This window comes from Trabulsiella odontotermitis, assembly GCF_030053895.1.
Taxonomy (GTDB): Bacteria; Pseudomonadota; Gammaproteobacteria; order Enterobacterales; family Enterobacteriaceae; genus Trabulsiella; species Trabulsiella odontotermitis_C.
Genome location: NZ_CP125781.1, coordinates 3524911 through 3545311, shown reverse-complemented (window position 1 = coordinate 3545311; position 20401 = coordinate 3524911). Strand labels below are relative to the sequence as shown.

Annotated in this window: 16 protein-coding genes and 1 pseudogene; 11 read left to right on the top strand and 6 right to left on the bottom strand. The window is 53.9% G+C overall.

What is annotated here, in order from left to right; genetic code table 11:
• Window positions 1–1690 precede the first annotated feature (1690 nt).
• Window positions 1691–1762 (bottom strand): annotated as a pseudogene (locus QMG90_RS22575) (ESPR domain-containing protein); the annotation flags it as partial.
• Between the two features lie 599 nt (window positions 1763–2361).
• On the opposite strand from QMG90_RS22575, the gene QMG90_RS16775 reads away from it, so the two are divergent.
• The 5 genes from QMG90_RS16775 (at window position 2362) to tauD (ending at window position 7181) form a co-directional block, all read left to right on the top strand.
• A complete protein-coding gene (locus QMG90_RS16775; RefSeq protein ID WP_283280781.1) occupies window positions 2362–3318 on the top strand; it encodes an arsenic resistance protein in 957 nt (318 codons plus the stop codon).
• Window positions 3319–3768: 450 nt separating this feature from the next.
• Window positions 3769–4731: a taurine ABC transporter substrate-binding protein gene (tauA, locus tag QMG90_RS16770; RefSeq protein WP_283280780.1), complete on the top strand. Its 963-nt coding sequence runs from the start codon at window positions 3769–3771 to the stop codon at window positions 4729–4731.
• 10 nt (window positions 4732–4741) lie between these two features.
• Window positions 4742–5509, top strand: a complete 768-nt coding sequence (gene tauB / locus QMG90_RS16765; RefSeq protein ID WP_283283989.1) for a taurine ABC transporter ATP-binding subunit — start codon at window positions 4742–4744, stop codon at window positions 5507–5509.
• Window positions 5506–6333 carry a taurine ABC transporter permease TauC gene (gene tauC / locus QMG90_RS16760; protein WP_283280779.1) on the top strand — a complete coding sequence of 276 codons (828 nt, stop codon included), beginning with the start codon at window positions 5506–5508 and terminating at the stop codon, window positions 6331–6333. The genes tauB and tauC overlap by 4 nt, the downstream gene beginning before the upstream one ends.
• A complete protein-coding gene (gene tauD, locus QMG90_RS16755) occupies window positions 6330–7181 on the top strand; it encodes a taurine dioxygenase (RefSeq protein ID WP_283280778.1) in 852 nt (283 codons plus the stop codon). Before tauC ends, tauD begins: the two co-directional genes overlap by 4 nt.
• Before the next feature lie 34 nt (window positions 7182–7215).
• On the opposite strand, the gene olsF is transcribed toward tauD, so the two are convergent.
• Entirely contained in the window at window positions 7216–8916 is a 1701-nt protein-coding gene (olsF, locus tag QMG90_RS16750) for a bifunctional ornithine lipid synthase OlsF (RefSeq protein WP_283280777.1), read from the bottom strand.
• A gap of 123 nt (window positions 8917–9039) precedes the next feature.
• Window positions 9040–10014, bottom strand: coding sequence for a porphobilinogen synthase (hemB, locus tag QMG90_RS16745; protein WP_283280775.1), 975 nt, complete (start codon window positions 10012–10014; stop codon window positions 9040–9042).
• Between the two features lie 406 nt (window positions 10015–10420).
• On the opposite strand from hemB, the gene QMG90_RS16740 reads away from it, so the two are divergent.
• Both QMG90_RS16740 and QMG90_RS16735 read left to right on the top strand, forming a co-directional pair.
• A complete protein-coding gene (locus QMG90_RS16740) occupies window positions 10421–13228 on the top strand; it encodes an autotransporter outer membrane beta-barrel domain-containing protein (protein ID WP_283280774.1) in 2808 nt (935 codons plus the stop codon).
• Between the two features lie 92 nt (window positions 13229–13320).
• Complete coding sequence (locus QMG90_RS16735; RefSeq protein ID WP_283283988.1) at window positions 13321–13947, top strand: helix-turn-helix domain-containing protein; 627 nt, start codon at window positions 13321–13323, stop codon at window positions 13945–13947.
• Between the two features lie 2 nt (window positions 13948–13949).
• On the opposite strand, the gene ampH is transcribed toward QMG90_RS16735, so the two are convergent.
• Window positions 13950–15107 carry a D-alanyl-D-alanine-carboxypeptidase/endopeptidase AmpH gene (ampH, locus tag QMG90_RS16730; RefSeq protein WP_283280772.1) on the bottom strand — a complete coding sequence of 386 codons (1158 nt, stop codon included), beginning with the start codon at window positions 15105–15107 and terminating at the stop codon, window positions 13950–13952.
• 202 nt (window positions 15108–15309) lie between these two features.
• Here ampH and QMG90_RS16725 point away from each other — a divergent pair, with 202 nt between their 5' ends.
• The 3 genes from QMG90_RS16725 (at window position 15310) to QMG90_RS16715 (ending at window position 18312) form a co-directional block, all read left to right on the top strand.
• Window positions 15310–15843: an isochorismatase family protein gene (locus QMG90_RS16725; RefSeq protein WP_283280771.1), complete on the top strand. Its 534-nt coding sequence runs from the start codon at window positions 15310–15312 to the stop codon at window positions 15841–15843.
• Between the two features lie 131 nt (window positions 15844–15974).
• Window positions 15975–17195, top strand: a complete 1221-nt coding sequence (gene sbmA, locus QMG90_RS16720; RefSeq protein ID WP_283280770.1) for a peptide antibiotic transporter SbmA — start codon at window positions 15975–15977, stop codon at window positions 17193–17195.
• Window positions 17196–17208: 13 nt separating this feature from the next.
• Window positions 17209–18312: a DUF1615 domain-containing protein gene (locus tag QMG90_RS16715; protein ID WP_283280769.1), complete on the top strand. Its 1104-nt coding sequence runs from the start codon at window positions 17209–17211 to the stop codon at window positions 18310–18312.
• Here QMG90_RS16715 and QMG90_RS16710 read toward each other — a convergent pair.
• The gene (locus tag QMG90_RS16710; protein WP_283280768.1) at window positions 18309–18611 is read right to left on the bottom strand and encodes a YaiY family protein; all 303 of its coding nucleotides are present in this window, start codon (window positions 18609–18611) and stop codon (window positions 18309–18311) included. The two genes, QMG90_RS16715 and QMG90_RS16710, sit on opposite strands and share 4 nt — an antisense overlap.
• Before the next feature lie 252 nt (window positions 18612–18863).
• Between QMG90_RS16710 and QMG90_RS16705 the strand changes: the two genes are divergently transcribed.
• Window positions 18864–19076 (top strand): DUF2754 domain-containing protein, encoded by a 213-nt coding sequence (locus QMG90_RS16705; protein WP_283280767.1) that lies wholly within the window; start codon window positions 18864–18866, stop codon window positions 19074–19076.
• A 33-nt stretch (window positions 19077–19109) separates the two neighbouring features.
• Here QMG90_RS16705 and ddlA read toward each other — a convergent pair whose 3' ends face one another.
• On the bottom strand, window positions 19110–20204 hold the full coding sequence (ddlA, locus tag QMG90_RS16700) for a D-alanine--D-alanine ligase (protein WP_283280766.1): 1095 nt from the start codon (window positions 20202–20204) through the stop codon (window positions 19110–19112).
• Window positions 20205–20401: the final 197 nt, after the last annotated feature.

Sequence of the window (20401 nt, the reverse complement as noted above, 5' to 3'; positions counted from 1 at the left end):
GCGTTCCTTCGGCCAGGTTAAAACCGCCGGTGTTGAGGAACTGGTTGGCATTGGCCGCTACTAAAACGCCCGTGCCGATCTTTTCCAGTTTCCCCTGGCCCGGCAGGACGCCGCTGAGCGTTAGTTGATCGGTCCCACCTGTTTCAATCGTGACCGTATCATCCGCCGCAGCACCAACCAGCCGGTTACTGGCGTTCAACTGTAACGTGCTGTCACCATTGCTTTTGATCACTGAACCATCGGCGAAATTCATGGTGCCTGATGCAAGCACATTCACCGTGTTCGCTGTCGTACCCGTTGATACTAATGTCGCGCCATCCCGCAACGTGAAACGGGTACTGCTGGTGTTCATGCCGTACTGCGCATTGTCTTTCAGCTCCAGTTCACCACCATAAACGGTCGTGTTGGCGTAAATCCGCGATTGTGTGCTCCGGGAACCGGCAGTGAAATCTTCGCCAGTAAAGGTCACTTTACCGTCAGTTGCATCGCTGCCGTCGGTGGTGTTGATCCCAACCACGACATTCACCACCGAGCCGTTGGCGGCCAGGCTGGTTATCGGATCGCGAAACAGCACCTGACGTCCCGCTTCGGCGGCAATATTCAGGGTGCCGTTCGGTTGGCGGATATTGATGGCATTGGCAATCGCATTTGTCAGATTCGGTGTCGAACCGTTCCCGACGTTGGTGAAGTTGTCGTAGAACTGGATATCGCTGTTTTTCGCATGCAGCAGAGAGCTACCGGTAAAGCCCGTCCCATTGCCAATCAGAATGGCGCCCGCAGACTGGGCGCTGGAATAGTTGTCATGGACTTTAATGCCATCGGTGCCGTTGGTTTCCATCACCAGGCCGGTCTGGGCGACAATCGCGCCAGCGGTATCCCTGACTCCCCGGTTGCCATAAATGTCAGCGTTACCATAGAACTGCACATCACCGTCGGAAAACAGTGCGCCGCCCGAGCTGATTGCGCTGTTATTACTGATAAGAACCATGGCATCAGTACCGCTAAAAATAATATCTCCCGTGCGACTTGTCCGGAGGGCACCCCCGGCAACACCGTAGTTGATATTATTGGTCAGCGTGACGTTGCCTTCAAAGATGATATCGCCGTCAATGGTGTTAATGGCAGGATCATAGCTATACGAGCTGTTGTTATCAAAAATGACGGTACCATTCTCACCGCGAAACACGACATCCGAAGTTGAGGAGATAAGACCAGGATAGCCATTATTAGCATGGTTATTAACAAAGCTCAGTTGACTATCATTTCCGAGTACAAACTCAATACCCGAAGTGGTTGTCGTACTGGAAACAATCCCTCCCACGGAGTTGCTCACCGTCATATTGATGCCATCCAGTAATTGAATGACTGCCCGTCGGGTTCCATTAAGATCAATACGGTTAACGGCGTTACCGGTGGCATTGAACAGCCAGCTATCGGATCCCTGTGCTGTATTGCTATCCACGATAAGCGTCGCGGGCGAGGTACTGGTGCCATTAAAAATGAGGTCAGATAAGCGCGTTGTCTGAGTGGCGCCGGTGCCATAGATTTGTGACAGATAAGCGTTTTCGCCCGCCGCGATGGTCACTGTCGCGGCGAGTGACGGCGCGGCCCCGGTCATTGTTGACACGATAATGGCAGCCGACATAAACAGAGCAGACTGTGCGCGACGACCCGTTCGTTTTCCTCGGGCCTTCGCAAACTCGGGTACAGCGACCCACGCGCCTGTCGCTTCGTTCCGGACAACTCTGAATATTTTGTTCATCTTACACACTCGTATAATATCTCTGGTAAAAATGCCAGTGGACAAATAAATAACAACAGACAGACGAGATGTAACGTTAATTTCACGGGTGTATCTTAGGTAAATTAACACGATGAAAACATTTCAGATTGTCTGAGCGTTATCAGGAAATATAATAACAAGTCGATTCAGAGAATATATCTGAAAGACATACATGTACGCTTCCGCTGCGCCCCGTCATACTGCATTGATGGCGCTTTCCTGATAAATTATCTTTATAGGGTTTTAGCGGTCAGCATTGCATCGGGCAAGATATCTGTCAATCCGGGAAAATATTACTAAATGAACTGTTGATAACATATCTGAACTGTTGGTGTGATTAAACTCCTAATATTACTTATTTGATCATGGTAGTTATAAGCCAGTAATCAGAAAATATATCTAAATAACATCTCTCATCGGTGAACTATTTTTTTGTGAATTATTACTATGTCCTGTTTGCTTCACCTTCTGTATTACTGATTGCGTCACCATGCTTAAACGAAAGGATGATTAATCCATCACGCAAATCCGGTATGATATCACCAGTTTTTTAACTAACCGGTAACCTTTATTTTCATATGGGAACATTGCGCGATACGCTGGAGCAGCGTCAGGTCTTTATTTATTTCACGGCAGTCGCCGTTGCGGTACTCGTCGCATTACTGGTGCCGGGGACGGAGCGCCTCGCGTGGCTGATTAATCCGGCGTTGGCCTTCATGTTGTTTGTCACCTTTTTGCAGGTGCCGGTCATCGAACTCGGCAAAGCCATAACGCAGCTGCGTTTTCTGATCTCCTTGCTACTGACGAATTTTATCGTCATGCCGTTGCTGGTGGCGGCCCTGCTTCCGCTGCTGCCGGATGAGCCGCTCCTGCACCTCGGCGTGCTGTTGGTGCTGCTCTGTCCGTGCATCGATTATGTCGTGACCTTTTCACAGCTCGGACGTGCGGATTCGCGCCTGTTACTGGCCGCCACACCGGCATTGCTGATCATACAAATCCTCCTGTTGCCGGTATACCTCCATGCCTTTCTCGGCGAACACGTGGCAGAGTACGTACAGTCAGGGCCCTTCCTCCATGCGTTTTTATGGCTGATAGCCGTTCCGCTTGCCGCTGCCGTACTGGTTCAGCGGTGGGCGAAACGCAACGAGAGCGGCGCGCGCGTGAGTGACACACTTGGTCTGCTGCCGGTTCCGGCAACGGCGCTGGTGCTGTTTGCGGTGGTCGCATCGGTTGTACCGCAGATAAGTAGTGCAGTGAATGCTGCGCTACACGCCGCACCGGTCTATCTCCTGTATGCCATCTTCGCACCGCTGCTGGGCTGGGGTACGAGTCGCCTGTTCAGACTGGAAACTGGCGCGGGGAGGGCGGTGACCTTTAGCGCCGGGACGCGAAACTCACTGGTGATCCTGCCGCTGGCGCTGGCGGTTCCCGGCGCGATACCGGTACTCCCGGCGGTGATCGTCACGCAGACTCTGATTGAACTGCTGGCTGAGCTTATTTATATCCGCGTGATACCGCGGTTGGGGCGGGAGTAGTTACAACATACAATCAGTGCTTCATCCATTGCCTGTTTTGAACGTGAAAACACTCACAAAAGCGCTAAAAAATTCACTCACTTTTCGAGTGGATTAACAGATGTTTTTTTACTGATGCACAAGTATTACCTGACGGAGTCGCGTTACGACGTTGTGCTGAAGGTGAAACGCGCCTTTAGCGTACAGCATTAGCATTAAACAATGCTGGAGGTGTTTATGGCCTGGCGACCGTTTCTGTTTGTGATCATGACGTCTCACCCACGGCTGAGTGCCCGGAGAGCAAAACTGCATCTGGTGCGTGGCTGAGTGTGACGTTTGTGCAGTTAATCGCTAAGGTTTTCCGTTTTTTTTCTAAAAACTATTTGGAATTAAACAGAAGTTTTAATTCCTTTATCAAATAGTCATCCGCCGGAAATACTGCCTTTCATAACAATACGAGAGGCAGACACTATGGGATTCACATCGCGTTTTTCAGTCATCACCGCACTGGCGTTACTGACGTTTCAGGCGCAGGCCGTTAACGTCACCGTCGCGTATCAGACGTCAGCCGAACCCGCCAAAGTGGCGCAGGCAGACAATACCTTTGCTAAAGAGAGTGGCGCTACGGTGGACTGGCGTAAATTCGACAGCGGCTCCAGCGTGGTGCGTGCGCTGGCATCTGGCGACGTCCAGATCGGCAATATCGGCTCAAGCCCGCTGGCGGTGGCCGCCAGCCAGCAGGTGCCGATAGAAGTCTTTCTGCTGGCGTCTCAGTTAGGAGATTCCGAAGCGCTGGTGGTGAAAAAAGGCATCACTAAACCGGAAGATCTGATCGGCAAACGCATCGCCGTACCGTTTATCTCCACCACCCATTACAGCCTGCTGGCAGCGCTAAAACACTGGGGTATCAAGCCAGGCCAGGTACAAATTCTCAATCTGCAACCTCCCGCTATTATTGCCGCCTGGCAGCGGGGTGACATCGACGGTGCGTATGTCTGGGCGCCAGCGGTGAATGAACTGGAAAAAGAGGGAACGGTGCTGACCGATTCCGCCAAAGTGGCGCAGTGGGGCGCACCGACGCTGGATGTATGGGTTGTACGCAAAGATTTCGCCGAACAACATCCGGAAGTGGTAAAAGCCTTCGCGAAAAGCGCCATTGACGCGCAGCGCCCTTATATTGATAACCCGGAAGAATGGCTGAAGCAGCCGGACAACCTGAATAAGTTGTCTCGGTTGAGCGGTGTGCCGGAAGCCGACGTGCCGGGGCTGGTGAAAGGGAACACCTATCTCACCACTGAGCAGCAAATTCAGCAGCTCTCAGGGCCGGTGAATAAAGCGATTCTTGATACCGCCCAGTTCCTCAAAGAACAAGGGAAAGTTCCGGCCGTCGCCAGCGACTACAGCCAGTTCGTTACTGACCGCTTTGTGAAATAAGGAGCGCATGATGCTGCAGGTGTCTCACTTATCGGCCAGATACGGCGGTAAACCCGCGCTTGAAGATATCAACCTCACGGTAGATAGCGGTGAACTGCTGGTGGTGCTTGGCCCGTCGGGCTGCGGTAAAACCACGCTGTTGAACCTGATTGCGGGCTTTTTGCCCTACGATACCGGCAGCATCCAGCTTGACGGAAAAACCGTCAACGGGCCTGGCGCGGAGCGCGGCGTGGTCTTCCAGAATGAAGGATTGCTGCCGTGGCGCAACGTGCAGGATAACGTGGCGCTGGGGTTACAACTGGCGGGTGTCACGCAGGCGGAACGCCGGCAGGCCGCGCGTCAGATGCTGAAAAGAGTCGGGCTGGAGGGGGCGGAAAAACGCTTCATCTGGCAGCTTTCCGGTGGCCAGCGTCAGCGCGTCGGCATTGCGCGGGCACTGGCAGCGAACCCGCAGTTACTGTTGCTGGACGAACCCTTTGGCGCGCTCGATGCCTTCACCCGCGAGCAGATGCAAACCCTGCTGCTGCGCCTGTGGCACGAGACCGGTAAACAGGTTTTGCTGATTACGCACGATATCGAAGAAGCCATTTTTATGGCCACAGAGCTGGTGCTGCTGTCGCCCGGCCCGGGACGGGTGCTGGAGCGTTTGTCACTGGATTTTGCTCATCGTTTCGTCGCCGGAGAATCCTGCCGCAACATTAAATCCGACCCCAATTTTATCGCCCAACGTGAATACGTTTTGAGCCGTGTATTCGAACAGCGGGAGGCTTTCTCATGAGCATTGTGATCAACGATAAACCCCGTCGCCTGCAGGTGGCATGGCGCTGGCCGTTTTCCCGCCAGTTGACGCTGAGCACGGCTACGCTGTTGGTGTTGCTGGCGCTGTGGTGGAGTGTCGCGGCGCTGCACCTGATAAGCCCGTTGTTTCTGCCGCCGCCCACGCAGGTCTTACAGAAATTGTTCACTATCGCCGGGTCGCAGGGCTTTATGGACGCCACGCTGTGGCAGCATCTGGCGGCCAGCCTGACGCGCATTCTGGTGGCGCTGCTGGCGGCTGTCGTCCTTGGGATCCCTGTCGGGATTGCGATGGGGCTCAGCCCGACCATTCGCGGGATCCTCGATCCATTAATTGAACTGTATCGTCCTGTGCCGCCGCTGGCGTATCTGCCGTTGATGGTGATCTGGTTTGGCATTGGCGAGACCTCAAAAATCCTGCTGATTTACCTGGCGATTTTTGCCCCGGTGGCGATGTCAGCGCTGGCGGGAGTGAAAAGCGCGCAGCAGGTACGGATCCGCGCGGCGCAGGCGCTGGGTGCCAGCCGCTTGCAGGTGTTGTGGCTGGTGATTTTGCCTGGCGCATTACCTGAAATTTTAACCGGCTTGCGCATTGGTCTTGGCGTCGGCTGGTCAACGCTGGTGGCAGCGGAGCTGATTGCCGCCACACGCGGGCTTGGGTTTATGGTGCAGTCAGCAGGGGAATTTCTGGCGACCGATGTGGTGCTGGCCGGGATCGCGGTGATTGCCGTGATCGCCTTTGTATTAGAACTGGGGCTGCGCGCGCTGCAACGTCGCCTGACGCCCTGGCATGGAGAAATAGCATGAGTGAACGTCTGACGATTACCCCGCTGGGGCCGTACATTGGCGCGCAGGTGTCTGGCATTGATGTCAGCCGACCGCTGAGCGATAACCAGTTCGAACAGTTGTATCATGCGCTGCTGCGCCATCAGGTGATTTTCCTGCGCGAGCAGGCTATTTCGCCGCAACAACAGCGTGCGCTGGCGTTGCGTTTTGGCGATTTGCACATTCACCCGGTGTATCCTCACGCCGAAGGAGTGGAAGAAATCATCGTGCTGGACACGCATAATGATAATCCGCCGGACAATGACAACTGGCATACGGATGTCACCTTCATCGACACGCCACCTGCCGGGGCGATCCTCGCCGCCAAAGAATTGCCGTCAACAGGCGGCGATACGCTGTGGACCAGCGGCGTTGCTGCGTTTGACGCGCTTTCTGCGCCACTTCAGCAGTTGTTAAGCGGGTTACAGGCTGAGCACGATTTCAGAAAGTCGTTCCCGGAATATAAATACCGCAAAACAGATGCAGAGCATCAGCGCTGGCTGGCGGCGGTAGAGAAGAATCCACCGTTGCTGCATCCGGTGGTGCGCACGCATCCGGTCAGCGGCAGGCAGGCGCTGTTCGTGAATGAGGGATTTACCACGCGAATTGTTGACCTGACACAGAAAGAGAGCGACACGCTGCTGAGCTTCCTGTTTGCCCATATCACCAAACCGGAATTTCAGGTGCGCTGGCGCTGGCAGCCGAACGATCTCGCCATCTGGGATAACCGGGTGACGCAGCATTACGCCAATGCGGATTACCTGCCGCAGCGGCGGATCATGCACCGGGCAACGATTCTTGGTGATAAGCCGTTCTACCGGGCAGGTTGAAGATACGATCCTCTCCTGACGGAGAGGATCGGCACTACTGATGTGCCCCGATGTAGCGCTGGTAGCGGTTGGCTTTCAACAGGGTCAGATCGACCAGCACTAAGCCGTCGATACAATCGTTGAAATCCGGGTCGCTGCCGAAATCGATAAACTGCACGCCGCCGGGTTCGCACACTTCGGAATACTGTTTATACAGCGGAGGAATGCCGCAGCCGAGGTTGCCGAGCAGCGATTTCAGCCGCGTCAGATCTTCGGTGTAATCTTCACCACCAAATTGCGCCAGCGCTTCCGGCAGGCTGGCGGGATAGGGGCGGCGTGACTCGGCCAGCGGATGCATCGCCGGGAACCAGAGCCGGTAAAAGGCGACCAGCAAATCCCGTGCGGCAGGCGGCAACCCGCCTGAAATCGACACCGGGCCAAACAGGTAGCGATACTGCGGGTAACGCGCCAGATACGCGCCGATACCAAACCAGAGGTAATCCAGCCCGCGACGGCCCCAGTAGCGCGGCTGAATGAAGCTGCGCCCAAGCTCAATGCCTTCGCGCAGGATGTTATTCATCCGTTCGTCATAGTGAAACAGGCTGTAACTGTACAGGCCTTCCACGCCGCGTTTATCGAGCTGCATGCCACCGGGTATAAAACGGTAAGCGCCGACAATCTCCAGATCCACCTCATCCCACAGGATCAGATGCAGGTAATCATCGTCATAGCTGTCGACATCGCGACGTTTGCCGCTGCCTTCGCCGACGGCCCGAAAAGCAATTTCACGCAGACGTCCCAGTTCTCTGAGCAGCGGCGCTTCTTCCTGACCATTTCGCTGCCACAGATAAATGGTTTTGCCATCAGCAGTGCTGCCAAGACATTCCGCTTTGCTGAGTTCGCGACGAAGCACAGCGCGTTCTTCCGGGCGTGCAATCGCGCTCTCGGTTCTGAATTTCCCCGGTAGCCCTTTCCCCAGCAGACCGACATGCTGGCGACATTTCTTCGCCAGTTCGCGGGCAGGCGTCTGAGCGTTGTGCCAGCTCTCCCACGCGATACGCTGACCGAGCGTCACCGGCAACGTGGAATTGCGACGGCGGAACATCTGCTGCATCAACAGCAGCAGCGCCAGCGTCGGGGAGATCATGGTGCTGGCATAAAACAGCGGGCTATTTTTGGCATGAATAAATGCCGGCAGCAGCGGGGCGCGGAATTTCGCCGCCAGCTTGATGAATCCGGAATGCCAGTGACCGTCAGCGATGCCCTTGCGGGTCATGCGTGAGACTTCACCAGCCGGGAAAAAGATCAGCACCCCGCCGCTCTGCAACTGTTGTTCCATCAACGACAGCGAAGATTTGCGCGTGCCGCCGTTGATGTTGTCGACCGGAATAAACAGGTTACTCAGCGGTTCAAGATGGCTGAGCATGCGGTTGGTGACGACTTTCACATCACGACGTACGCGGGATACCGCATACAGCAATGCCAGCCCATCCAGTGTACCGGTAGGGTGATTCGAGATAATCACCAGAGGACCGGTTTCGGGGATGTTTTCGAGTTCGCGGGGGGCAATATTGCAGCGGATTTGTAAGTGTTCAAGGACCTGCTCGACCATATCCAGTCCGCGTAAGTGCGAGTGGCGGGCGGCAAACGTCTGAAACTCTTCCTCGTGTAGCAGACGCCTGAGCAGACTCTTTTGCCAGGGCGCGGGCTTTGCCTGTGGCCAGAGGTCATCAAGAACATTATCGAGACTAAACATGGTGGTTCCTCCTGCAGTCTTGAGGCAGACAGTAGAAGGCTAACGTGTCGTTTGTATTGCAGTTTAATGAAGCTTTGAGTGGCGGAGAGAGGCCCGGTAGCACGCGGCTTCCGGGCCGGTTAATCAGCGGAGCAGTTTTCTTTCGGCGAGGTCGAGGGCAAAGTAGCTGAAGATAAGATCCGCCCCTGCGCGCTTGATGGCGCCGAGGCTTTCCAGTACCACTTTATCTTCGTCGATGGCGCCCGCCATCGCGGCGAATTTGATCATCGCGTATTCACCGCTGACCTGATAGGCCCCCAGCGGTAAATCGGTACGCTCGCGGATGTCACGCAGAATATCAAGATAAGCGCCCGCCGGTTTTACCATCAGGCAATCTGCGCCCTGGGCTTCGTCGAGCAGGGATTCACGGATCGCTTCGCGACGATTCATCGGATGCATCTGATAGGTTTTGCGGTCGCCTTTCAGCGCTGTACCTGCCGCTTCACGGAACGGGCCGTAGAAAGAGGAGGCGAATTTGGTGGAGTAGGACATGATCGCGGTGTCGGTGAAACCGGCTGCATCCAGCGCTTCGCGGATCGCCTGCACCTGACCGTCCATCGCCGCCGACGGGGCGATGAAATCAGCGCCCGCGGCAGCGGCAACCACCGCCTGTTTCCCGAGGTTGATGAGGGTTGCGTCGTTGTCCACGCCGTGATCGCACAGCACGCCGCAGTGGCCATGCGAGGTGTATTCGCAGAAACAGGTATCGGACATCACCACCATTTCCGGGACGGTTTGTTTACTGATGCGCGACATCCGTGCCACCAGACCGTCTTCTTTCCAGGCATCGCTACCAGTGGCGTCGGTGTGATGGGAAATACCGAAGGTCATGATGGAGCGGATCCCGGCGTTGGCGATGCGTTCAATCTCACGAGCCAGATGTTTCTCGGGAATGCGCATCACGCCAGGCATGGCTTCGATAGGCTTGTAGTCGTCGATTTCTTCTTCAACAAAGATCGGCAACACCAGATCGTTTAAGGTCAGTGTTGTCTCTTCAAACATAGCGCGTAGCGCAGCAGTTTTGCGCAGGCGACGTGGGCGATTAAGTAGAGCTGTCATGGTATGCCTGATGTTTGTGGAACATTCAGGTTAGTTTACCCGATCTCCGCCCTGATTGTTTATCAAAGTGGGGCGTATCCCTCTGCGAAGGGGGGTGAACGGTCACACTCTCAAAAAATCTATTTAATTAAATAATAACCACACATATGGAAATATAAATAATGAATGCGTTATTTTTATCATTTATATTTATGAGATATATTTTGTTAATTGTGTGCTCACTTAACTCATTGAAAGTAATAAATTAAAAACTGTTATTTTTAAACCCTGTAAGGATATATTGCGTCCGGTTTCGAACTTCTACCAAAGATTAATTGAACTATCTTGTATCAGGAACGCATAATTCAACCGCAATTTAATCTTATTTGATGGACCAACATAATAAGTCCCTGAGGAGGGATAACAAATGCACTCGTGGAAAAAGAAAGTTGTGGTATCTCAATTAGCAATGGCCTGTGCGCTCGCAATCGCTTCTCAGGCCAATGCATCGACGGATATATCGAATACGGATTACACAACATTTATTCATTATAATGATGCGACTTATGCAGACGGCGTTTATTATGATGGATATGTCGGCTGGAATAATTACGGCGCTGATAGTATTTATAATGGTGATATTTATCCGGTCATCAATAATGCAACAGTTAACGGCGTTATCTCTACTTATTACCTCGATGACGGCCTCTCTACCAACTCCAATCCAAACAGCCTCACCATCAGCAACAGCACCATTCATGGCATGATCACTTCCGCGTGTATGACCACCGAATGCGATAATCGCAGCGGCGCGGACTATTATTACGATCGCCTGGCATTAACGGTTGATCACTCAACTATTGATGACAACTATGAACATTATACCTACAACGGTACCTGGAATGATGCGCCGGATACCCATGTGGTCGATGTGTATGATCTTGGTACCGCAATTACATTGGATCAGGAAGTTGATCTCACCATTCAAAATAATTCCCACGTTGCCGGTATTACCCTGACGCAGGGTTATGAATGGCAGGATACCGACGACAATACCGTCAGTACCGGTGTGAACAGCAGCGAAGTGTTTAATAACACCATTAATGTGAAAGACTCCGTAGTGACATCCGGCTCCTGGTCAGATGAAGGCACTGAAGGCTTCTTTGGTCGCTCCGGCAATGCCAGCGATTACAACGGAAAAACCTGGACGGCGGACGATGTCGCGCTGGCGGTTGTCGCGAATCCTTATGCCGATAACGCCATGCAGACTACCGCTAATTTTAGCAATTCCACCTTAACCGGTGATGTGGTCTTCTCCAGCAACTTCGACGAAAACTTCTTCCCGAACGGCGCGGACAGCTACCGCGATACCGATGCTAATCCTGACACTAACGGCTGGGATGGCACTGACAGCCTGAATTTGACGCTGGATAACGGCAGTAAGTGGGTTGGCGCGGCCGTCTCCGTGCATGAAGTCGACAGCAATGGCGACGGCGTTTATGACAGCTATGCAGCGGGCACCGAAGCCACCGCGACACTGTACGACGTAACTGCCAACAGCCTGTGGCCAACTTCAACCTACGGTATCGACAACGACAAAACGGCGTTCAGCGAAGGCAACCACGTTACCGGCAATGAGGTGTATCAGAGCGGCCTGTTCAACGTCACGCTGGATCACGGCTCCGAGTGGGATACCCGTAAATCATCGCTGATTGACACCTTAACCGTTAACAACGGTTCTCAGGTGAATGTGGAAGCTTCCGATCTGGTTTCTGACAACGTGACCCTGAATACCGGCTCCTCGCTGAATATTGGCGATTCCGGCCGTGTCGCGACCGACAGCGTAAACCTCAACAGCTACAGTACCGCGACGCTGACAGAAGAAACGGCTGAACTGTATGCTAATACGGTAACCGTTGACGGCGGCGCGCAACTGAACCTGGGGCTGGGTCAAGTCGATACTGCAACACTGACACTGACCAACGGCGGTACGTTCAACGTTGCCAGCCGCGACTATGTGCTGAATGGCGATATGCTTAACGGTCACAGCAACGACAAAGCGCAAACCAACTACGGTTACGGCGTTGTGGCGTTGAATTCAGATGGTCATCTGGCAGTGAATGGCGATGTGGCAGGTAACTATAAGGTTCGTATCGATAATGCCACCGGCGCGGGCTCCATCGCGGATTACAAGAACAACGAAGTGATTCGCGTGTATGACAACAATGCCGATACCGCAGCCACCTTCACTGCGGCAAACCGTGCCGATCTCGGTGCGTACACCTATGAAGCGCAGCAGCAGGGCGACACAGTGATCCTGCATCAGGATCGCCTGACCGATTATGCCAACATGGCGCTGAGCATTCCGTCTGCGAACACCAATATCTGGAACCTGCAGCAGGATACGCTGAACAACCGTCTGAACAGTGCTCGTCACGGCTTTGATGACAACGGCGGCGCCTGGGTGAGCTACTTCGGCGGCAACTTCAATGGCGATAACGGCGTGATCAACTACGACCAGGACGTCAATGGTCTGATGGTCGGCCTTGATACCAAAGTGGATGGCAACAATGCGAAGTGGATCGTGGGTGCGGCGGCAGGCTTTGCCAAAGGCGATCTCAACGATCGTACCGGCCAGGTTGATCAGGACAGCCAGTCCGCTTACCTCTACTCTTCAGCGCGTTTTGCGAACAACGTCTTCTTTGACAGCAACCTGAACTACACCCGCTTCAACAACGATCTGACCGCCACTATGAGCAACGGCGACTACGTTGATGGCAACACCACGTCAGATGCCTGGGGATTCGGCCTGAAACTGGGTTATGACTGGAAGCCTGACAGCAACGGTTACATCACTCCGTACGGCGGCATTTCCGGTCTGTTCCAGTCTGGCGACAGCTATCGTCTGAGTAACGATATGCGCGTCAACAGCCAGGATTACGACAGCCTGCGTTATGAACTGGGCGTAGATGCCGGTTACACCTTCAACTTTGGCGATCAGGCCATGACGCCGTACTTCAAGCTGGCATACGTCTATGACGATTCCAACAATGATGCGGATATCAACGGCGATACCATTGATAACGGTGTTGAAGGATCTGCGGTACGTGTTGGTGTGGGCAGCCAGTTCAGCTTCACCAAGAACTTTAGCGCCTATACCGGTGTGAACTACCTCGGTGGCGGTGATGTTGATCAGGACTGGGCTGCTAACGCCGGTGTGAAATACACCTGGTAATACTGTCTGGCAGGAAGGAGTTCCTTCCTGATGGGGTTAACATTCTGATGCCCGTCATGCAAATGGCGGGCATCGTTGTAGGACTACCTGATATGCCGCAACTGAACAAACCACTCATTGAATTTGATACTCTCAATCAGCACCTCCACGCCCACGGTACGCCATTTGTCGTGGCGGAAGGAGAGAACATTTTGCCAGCGGACAAGCCGGCGAATCAGTACACCATCGTGATTCTACAGGGGTGCGCGTCCCTGAGTCGCAAGCATAACAACGTGCTGCTTGGCTTCGCGCAGGCACCCTGTGTGATTGGCCTTGCGGCTGGCGTGATGTCAAACCAGACCGATTATCACTTAGCGACAGAAATGCAGTGCAGTGGCTATTATCTTCCTGCCGCCCAGGCGTTAGAACTGCTGGAGAAATATACGCTCTGGCGGGAAGCCTTTCACTGGATGACCTGGCAGCACCGGATCCTGGAAATGCGCGATAACCAGCTGGTGGGCAGCAACAGTTATAACCAGATCCGCGCGTCGTTATTGACCATGGCGAAATGGGATGAATCATTACGCTTACGCGTCGGGGTGATGAACTACATCCAGCGAAGGACGCGGATCTCCCGTTCGGTGATTGCCGAAGTTCTCGCGGCGCTGCGGCAGGGAGAATATATCAGAATGCATAAAGGCAAGCTGTTGAGTATCAACCGCTTGCCTTTAGATTATTAAGCTCAGGAGTCGGGAACAATGGCGGGCTTGTTGTTACTCAGCTCCGTCACCAGATCGTTAATGCCGTCGCTCATGTTGGCAAAGCGCGTCAGTGATGAACGGGTCACCACCACGAAAGCGCCGACATTGTGCTGAGGGATCATCGCCATATAGGTAATGAAACCGCCGCCGCCGCCGGTTTTCTGTATGATCCCCGGATGGCCATTCTTCGGTGCCATATAGACCCAACCCAGACCAAGCGCATCGGCTTTTCCGGGAACGTCCATCCCGATGACGCGCGTCAACTGGCTGCGCTGGTAGATAAGCGTCTGCATCCGATCCGCTTGCGAGGTGCGGGAGTAAAAGTCAGACGAGAGGAATTGCTGCATCCAGCGCATCATGTCGCCAGGTGTGGAGTAGACGCCACCGCTGCCGATGGCTGCCAGTGTGTTATTACATGGACTGGCGCCTTTCTCCGCCACCATCAGGCGCTGACACTGGTCTGGCGATGGTGTAAAGGTGGTGTCCTTCATCCCCAGTGGGCGCGTGATGCGCTCTTCAAAAAGCTGCGGATACGGTTTCCCGGCGGCACTTGACAGCGCATCCGCCAGCAGATCAAACGCCAGGTTTGAGTAAGCAGCCTGCGAGCCTGGCGTCGTTTTCAGGGTGGCCGTCGAGAGCCAGTTCCAGCGCTGATCGCGGGTTGGCCAGACGAACACCGGGCGATGCGCCGCGCCGCCAGGCTGCTCGCGCGGTAAGGCGCTGGTATGTGTCGCCAGATTCACCAGCGTAATCGGCGTGCCGTTATAGCTGGGAACGCGTGCCCCAGCCGGTGCATATTTACTTAACGGATCGTTCAGGTTGACAGTGCCCTGATCGAGCAACTTCACCAGCATTTCGCTGGTCATCAGCTTCGTCAGGGACGCAATGCGGATAACCGAGTCCAGCTGTGGACGTACGTTATTACCAGGGCGAGTCTCACCAAAGCTGCGAAACACCCGCTGATTACCATCAATCACGACGAGCGCCATGCCTGTCGCGCCGCTGCCATAAAAGATGTGATTGGCATAACGGTCAACAATATCAGAGGCAAAAACAGGATCGGGGGAGGTCTGGGCGGCGTGTGCCACAGACAGGGTTGACGCCAACAGCGCAATGCTCAACAACAGACTACGTTTCAACGGGTGTGTCCATGAATTGAAATAGAAAGATAATGCGTATTTATACTACTTACCGTCGCGATGCAAAGCCCCTTTCACCGCAATCATTCTGATAAAAACGTAACGACGCGTAAATTTAGAACGTTTTCCTGAGATGGGGCATCCACTTTTGTGATCCGGCGCTTATCATAGTCATAGAATTAATACTTTTACGGAGCAGAGAATGGTCGGAAAACGAGCTGTCATGGTCGTGGATATGCAAAATGGCGTTTTCGCCACGCCGCGCCTCAACCCGGAACACTACGTCGCGCAAATCAATCGCCTGACCCGCGTGGCGGATATCGTCATTTTCATCCAGCATGCGCAAGCGGGCGGGCTGGAAGAGGGGAGTGAAGGGTTTGCCCTGCTGCCTGATCTGTGGCAACCGGATAATTCCCTGTACGTCACCAAAACCGCGTGCGATGCCTTCTACCGCACGACGCTCGCCGGGGTGCTTGCCGCGCACGATATCCATGCTTTCGTCATTTGCGGTTGTGCGACTGACTATTGTGTCGATACCACCATCCGAAACGGCGCCAGCCGTGGCTATGCCATCACGGTTGCCGAAGATGCTCACACTACCGCCAACCGGTCAGCGGCTCCGGCCGAAACACTGATTGCCCACCATAATGATGTCTGGCGAGATCTCATCGTGCCCGACAATCCCGTCTACGTGAAACCCGTCGAAACAATTCTACAAGAATGGTTGACGAACTAAGCCGCTAATTTCCGGTCTCATTGAGCGGTCTGACCGTTTGGTTTCCCCCTGATTTACCGCAGCACTGCTGCGGTTGGCGATGTGTTGACACAGCAATAGCCAGAACAAAAAGAAGTTAGCAGGAGAGTTATATGTTTAAGTCTTTTTTCCCAAAGCCGGGGCCGTTTTTCCTTTCGGCATTTATTTGGGCACTCATTGCCGTCGTCTTCTGGCAAGCGGGCGGTAGCGCGTTTTTTGAGCGGCTCGCCGATGTCAGCAATAAAGTCCCCATCAGCGCCACGCGCTTCTGGTCTGGCAGCTATTTGTTGTTTTACGCCTATTACGCTTTTTGCGTGACCGTATTCGCCCTGTTCTGGTTCATTTATAGCCCGCATCGCTGGCAATACTGGTCGATTCTGGGGTCGTCGTTAATTATCTTTGTGACCTGGTTTCTGGTGGAAGTGGGCGTCGCAGTCAACGCGTGGTATGCGCCGTTCTTCGATCTGATCCAGACCGCCCTCAGTTCACCGCATAAAATTCCTATCGAACAGTTCTATAAAGAAGTCGGAGTGTTTCTCGGTATTGCATTGATTGCGGTTGTGGTCGGTGTGCTGAATAACTTTTTTATTAGCCATTACGTGTTCCGCTGGCGTACGGCGATGAACGAATATTACATGACGCACTGGCAGCGCTTGCGCCACATCGAAGGCGCGGCACAGCGTGTGCAGGAAGACACCATGCGTTTTGCCTCCACGCTGGAAGATATGGGCGTCAGCTTTATCCAGGCGGTGATGACACTGATTGCCTTTCTGCCGGTGCTGGTGGCGCTGTCGCCGCACGTCGAGGCGTTGCCGATTGTCGGGCATATACCCTACGGGCTGGTCATCGCGGCTATCGTCTGGTCATTGATGGGAACCGGTTTGCTGGCGGTCGTGGGGATTAAACTGCCGGGTCTGGCCTTTAAGAATCAGCGTGTGGAAGCGGCGTACCGTAAAGAGCTGGTGTACGGGGAAGACGATCCTGCCCGCGCCACACCACCCACCGTTCGCGAGCTGTTCGAGGCTGTGCGCCGGAACTATTTCCGCCTCTATTTCCATTACATGTATTTCAACATCGCGCGTATCCTCTACCTGCAGGTAGATAACGTTTTCGGCGTGTTCCTGCTTTTCCCGTCGATTGTCGCGGGTACAATCACGCTGGGTCTGATGAACCAGATCACCAATGCCTTTGGCCAGGTGCGAGGATCGTTCCAGTATCTCATCAGTTCGTGGACCACGTTGGTGGAGCTGATGTCCATCTATAAACGTCTGCGGAGTTTTGAGCGTGAACTGGATAACCCGGACAGCGAGCCCGTAACGCCATCTTTTAGCTAAACAGGGAAGCCTTATGACCATTGCCGCATCACGTTTTTTTACGGCCTCATTAACGCTACTGGCCGGCGCCATTCTGAGCGCGTGTACCAGCAAAGCACCGGTGTTAAAGGAGGGCGAAAAGGCGATTGATGTGGCGGCGGTAGTGCGGCAAAAAATGCCTGCCAGTGTTAAAAATCGCGAGGCGTGGGCACAGAACATGGCAAAGACGTTTGAAAGCCAGAAACTGGCGCCGACGGTAGAAAACGTCTGCTCGGTGCTGGCGGTGGCGCAGCAGGAGTCGAACTACCAGGCTGACCCCGCCGTGCCCGGGCTGAGTAACATCGCCTGGAAAGAGATCGATCGGCGGGCGGCGCGTCTGCATATTCCGGCGATGCTGGTGCATACCGCATTGAAAATTACGTCTCCCAACGGCAAAAGTTATAGCGAACGGCTGGACAACGTGAAAACGGAAAAGCAGCTCAGCGAGATCTTTGATGATTTCATCAACATGGTGCCGATGGGGCAAACGTTGTTTGGATCGCTCAACCCGGTCCACACGGGTGGCCCGATGCAGGTCAGCATTGCTTTTGCCGAGGCGCACACTGACGGCTATCCGTGGAAAATGGCGGGAACGGTGCGGCAGGAGGTCTTTTCCCTGCGCGGCGGCCTCTGGTTTGGCACGTATCATCTGCTGAACTATCCGGCGAATTACAGCGCGCCGCTGTATCGCTTTGCGGATTTTAATGCCGGATGGTACGCCAGTCGTAATGCCGCGTTCCAGAACGCGGTCAGTAAGGCAACAGGCGTGAAACTGGCGCTCGATGGCGATCTGATCCGTTATGACAGCGATGAACCCGGCACGACGGAAATGGCGGTACGCAAGCTGGCGTCACGCCTGTCATTAAGCAACAGCGAGATCCATCGCCAGTTACAGAAAGGCGACAGTCTGGCGTTTGAAAAGACGGATGTTTACGCAGGGGTATTCAGACTGGCGGAAGCGAAAACCGGGAAAACGTTGCCAAAAGCGGTATTACCGGGGATCCAGCTTGAGAGCCCGAAGATCACACGTAATCTCACCACGGCGTGGTTCGCAAAACGCGTTGATGATCGTCGGGCCCGTTGTATGGCGCAGAATTAATGGTATCGGCGCCAGCGCAGGAATAAAGCTATCACGCCAAACAGGGCGCAGCCTGTCAGGAAGGGCACTAAACCAAACAACGTGCCGACCGCAAGACCCATCTCCACGCGGGGACGACCGGTATCCTGCATTTGCATCAGATGTTCATAAACGCCTGGTGCATGTACCAGCATATTAAGGAGCTGAGCACCTGCCCAAAAGCATAACAACACGAACAGCGCATAGGCGATATTGCCTGGCGCGGAAGATTCCCTTTTTTTCCCACTGATAATGGGCTTCGACATGGTGAAATCTGTCATATACGCCTCCCGGACATAAGGTGCTGGATTCCTGTCCAGTGAATATGACTTAAGTGTGACAGTGGTTGCCGTTTGTCAATATCAGATTTATGGTAATTTCCGCTCCGGAATCGTCTGAGATGATGGAATTTTGTTGGCGATCACAAATGCGTTAATGCAGGACAACGTGACACATTTTTCAGATTTGTCGCGGGTTCCGCAGACGCTTAATGCAGAATATGTGATGATACGATTTTCTTCTCTGGAGCGACCATGAACCTGCCTGTAAAAATTCGCCGTGACTGGCATTACTACGCGTTTGCGATTGGCCTGATCTTTATTCTTAACGGTGTTGTCGGTCTGCTTGGTTTTGAAGCGAAGGGCTGGCAGACGTATGCGGTCGGTCTGGTGACCTGGGTGATTAGCTTCTGGCTGGCGGGGGTGATTATTCGTCGTCGCCCGGAAGAGGACACTCCGGCGGAGTGACGCCAGGCAGCTATCCGCCGCCTGGCGGTAAAGTTACATGGAGGTTTTCAGCGCGCTGTCGGCCTGATGGCGCTCCAGCGCCAGTTCAATCAGACGGGTAATCAGCGAGGTGTAATCCAGCCCACTGGCCTGCCACAGTTTTGGGTACATGCTGATATTGGTAAAACCGGGCAGCGTATTGATTTCATTAATAATGACATCGTTATCCGCAGTCAGGAACACATCGACACGCGCCATGCCGCTGCAGCCCAGAGTCTGGTACGCCCTGACCGCAATATCACGAATTTTATCGTTAACGTCCGGGGCGATCGCCGCCGGAATCACCACTTTAGCGCCGTTGTCATCAATGTATTTGGTGTCATAGGCATAGAACTCGCTGTTCAGCACAATTTCGCCGCAGGTGCTGGCTTGCGGGAAGTCATTACCTAATACCGCACATTCAATTTCGCGCCCTTTAATACCCTGTTCCACCACCACTTTGTGGTCAAACTCAAAGGCCAGCGCCACGGCCTGGTGATATTGCGCTTCACTGGTGACTTTGCTGACGCCAACGGACGACCCCTGATTCGCCGGTTTTACAAACAACGGCAAACCGAGCTGTGCTTCAACGTCTGCAAAGGGAATATGATCGCGGTTAGCGCGGGTCAGCGTAATGAATGGTGCGATGGCAAGGCCAGCGTCGCGCAGCAGGCGCTTGGTGACGTCTTTGTCCATGCAGGCGGCAGAGCCAAGCACGTCAGAACCCACATAGGGGAGATTAGCCATGCGCAGCATACCCTGCAGTGAGCCGTCCTCGCCCAGCGTGCCGTGAACAATCGGGAAAATAACATCAATGGCAGGCAGCGGCTGACCGTTATCCGCGTCGATCAGTTGTTGTACCGCTTTGCCCGGAATTTGCGCCAGCGTGATGTCAGAAGGGCGCAGCGCGATGTGCGCGGGATCCTGCGCGTTTAACAGATAGTTGCTGGCATCGTTGATATGCCACTGGCCTTGCTTATCGATCCCAAGCAGGGTCACATCAAACTTTGTTTTATCAATTGCTTCAACGATGTTTTTCGCCGACTGCAACGACACTTCGTGTTCTGCTGATTTACCACCAAAAACAATGCCCACCCGCAACTTTGCCATCTCAACATTCATCCGCTAAAAAACTCAAAGCACATACCATACCACGTCAATTTCGGTGCATCTGCCATAATCTTTAAAGCATTCATTTCTCAGCGCAGCGCTGAGGACAACACGCTGTGAAAGGAGAAAATAAACGTGATAATGTTCACAAGATTATGTCGAGGAAAGATAAAACCCTGAATTTATCCGCAGCGCAT

What these genes read in the sequence shown, in the direction of transcription:
- ddlA (WP_283280766.1), bottom strand. Translation starts at nt 20,204, where the DNA reads ATGGCAAAGTTGCGGGTGGGCATTGTTTTTGGTGGTAAATCAGCAGAA.
- QMG90_RS16715 (WP_283280769.1), top strand. Translation starts at nt 17,209, where the DNA reads ATGACCATTGCCGCATCACGTTTTTTTACGGCCTCATTAACGCTACTG.
- sbmA (WP_283280770.1), top strand. Translation starts at nt 15,975, where the DNA reads ATGTTTAAGTCTTTTTTCCCAAAGCCGGGGCCGTTTTTCCTTTCGGCA.
- QMG90_RS16775 (WP_283280781.1), top strand. Translation starts at nt 2,362, where the DNA reads ATGGGAACATTGCGCGATACGCTGGAGCAGCGTCAGGTCTTTATTTAT.
- olsF (WP_283280777.1), bottom strand. Translation starts at nt 8,916, where the DNA reads ATGTTTAGTCTCGATAATGTTCTTGATGACCTCTGGCCACAGGCAAAG.
- QMG90_RS16740 (WP_283280774.1), top strand. Translation starts at nt 10,421, where the DNA reads ATGCACTCGTGGAAAAAGAAAGTTGTGGTATCTCAATTAGCAATGGCC.
- QMG90_RS16735 (WP_283283988.1), top strand. Translation starts at nt 13,321, where the DNA reads ATGCCGCAACTGAACAAACCACTCATTGAATTTGATACTCTCAATCAG.
- tauA (WP_283280780.1), top strand. Translation starts at nt 3,769, where the DNA reads ATGGGATTCACATCGCGTTTTTCAGTCATCACCGCACTGGCGTTACTG.
- QMG90_RS16710 (WP_283280768.1), bottom strand. Translation starts at nt 18,611, where the DNA reads ATGACAGATTTCACCATGTCGAAGCCCATTATCAGTGGGAAAAAAAGG.
- QMG90_RS16725 (WP_283280771.1), top strand. Translation starts at nt 15,310, where the DNA reads ATGGTCGGAAAACGAGCTGTCATGGTCGTGGATATGCAAAATGGCGTT.
- hemB (WP_283280775.1), bottom strand. Translation starts at nt 10,014, where the DNA reads ATGACAGCTCTACTTAATCGCCCACGTCGCCTGCGCAAAACTGCTGCG.
- tauD (WP_283280778.1), top strand. Translation starts at nt 6,330, where the DNA reads ATGAGTGAACGTCTGACGATTACCCCGCTGGGGCCGTACATTGGCGCG.
- QMG90_RS16705 (WP_283280767.1), top strand. Translation starts at nt 18,864, where the DNA reads ATGAACCTGCCTGTAAAAATTCGCCGTGACTGGCATTACTACGCGTTT.
- tauB (WP_283283989.1), top strand. Translation starts at nt 4,742, where the DNA reads ATGCTGCAGGTGTCTCACTTATCGGCCAGATACGGCGGTAAACCCGCG.
- tauC (WP_283280779.1), top strand. Translation starts at nt 5,506, where the DNA reads ATGAGCATTGTGATCAACGATAAACCCCGTCGCCTGCAGGTGGCATGG.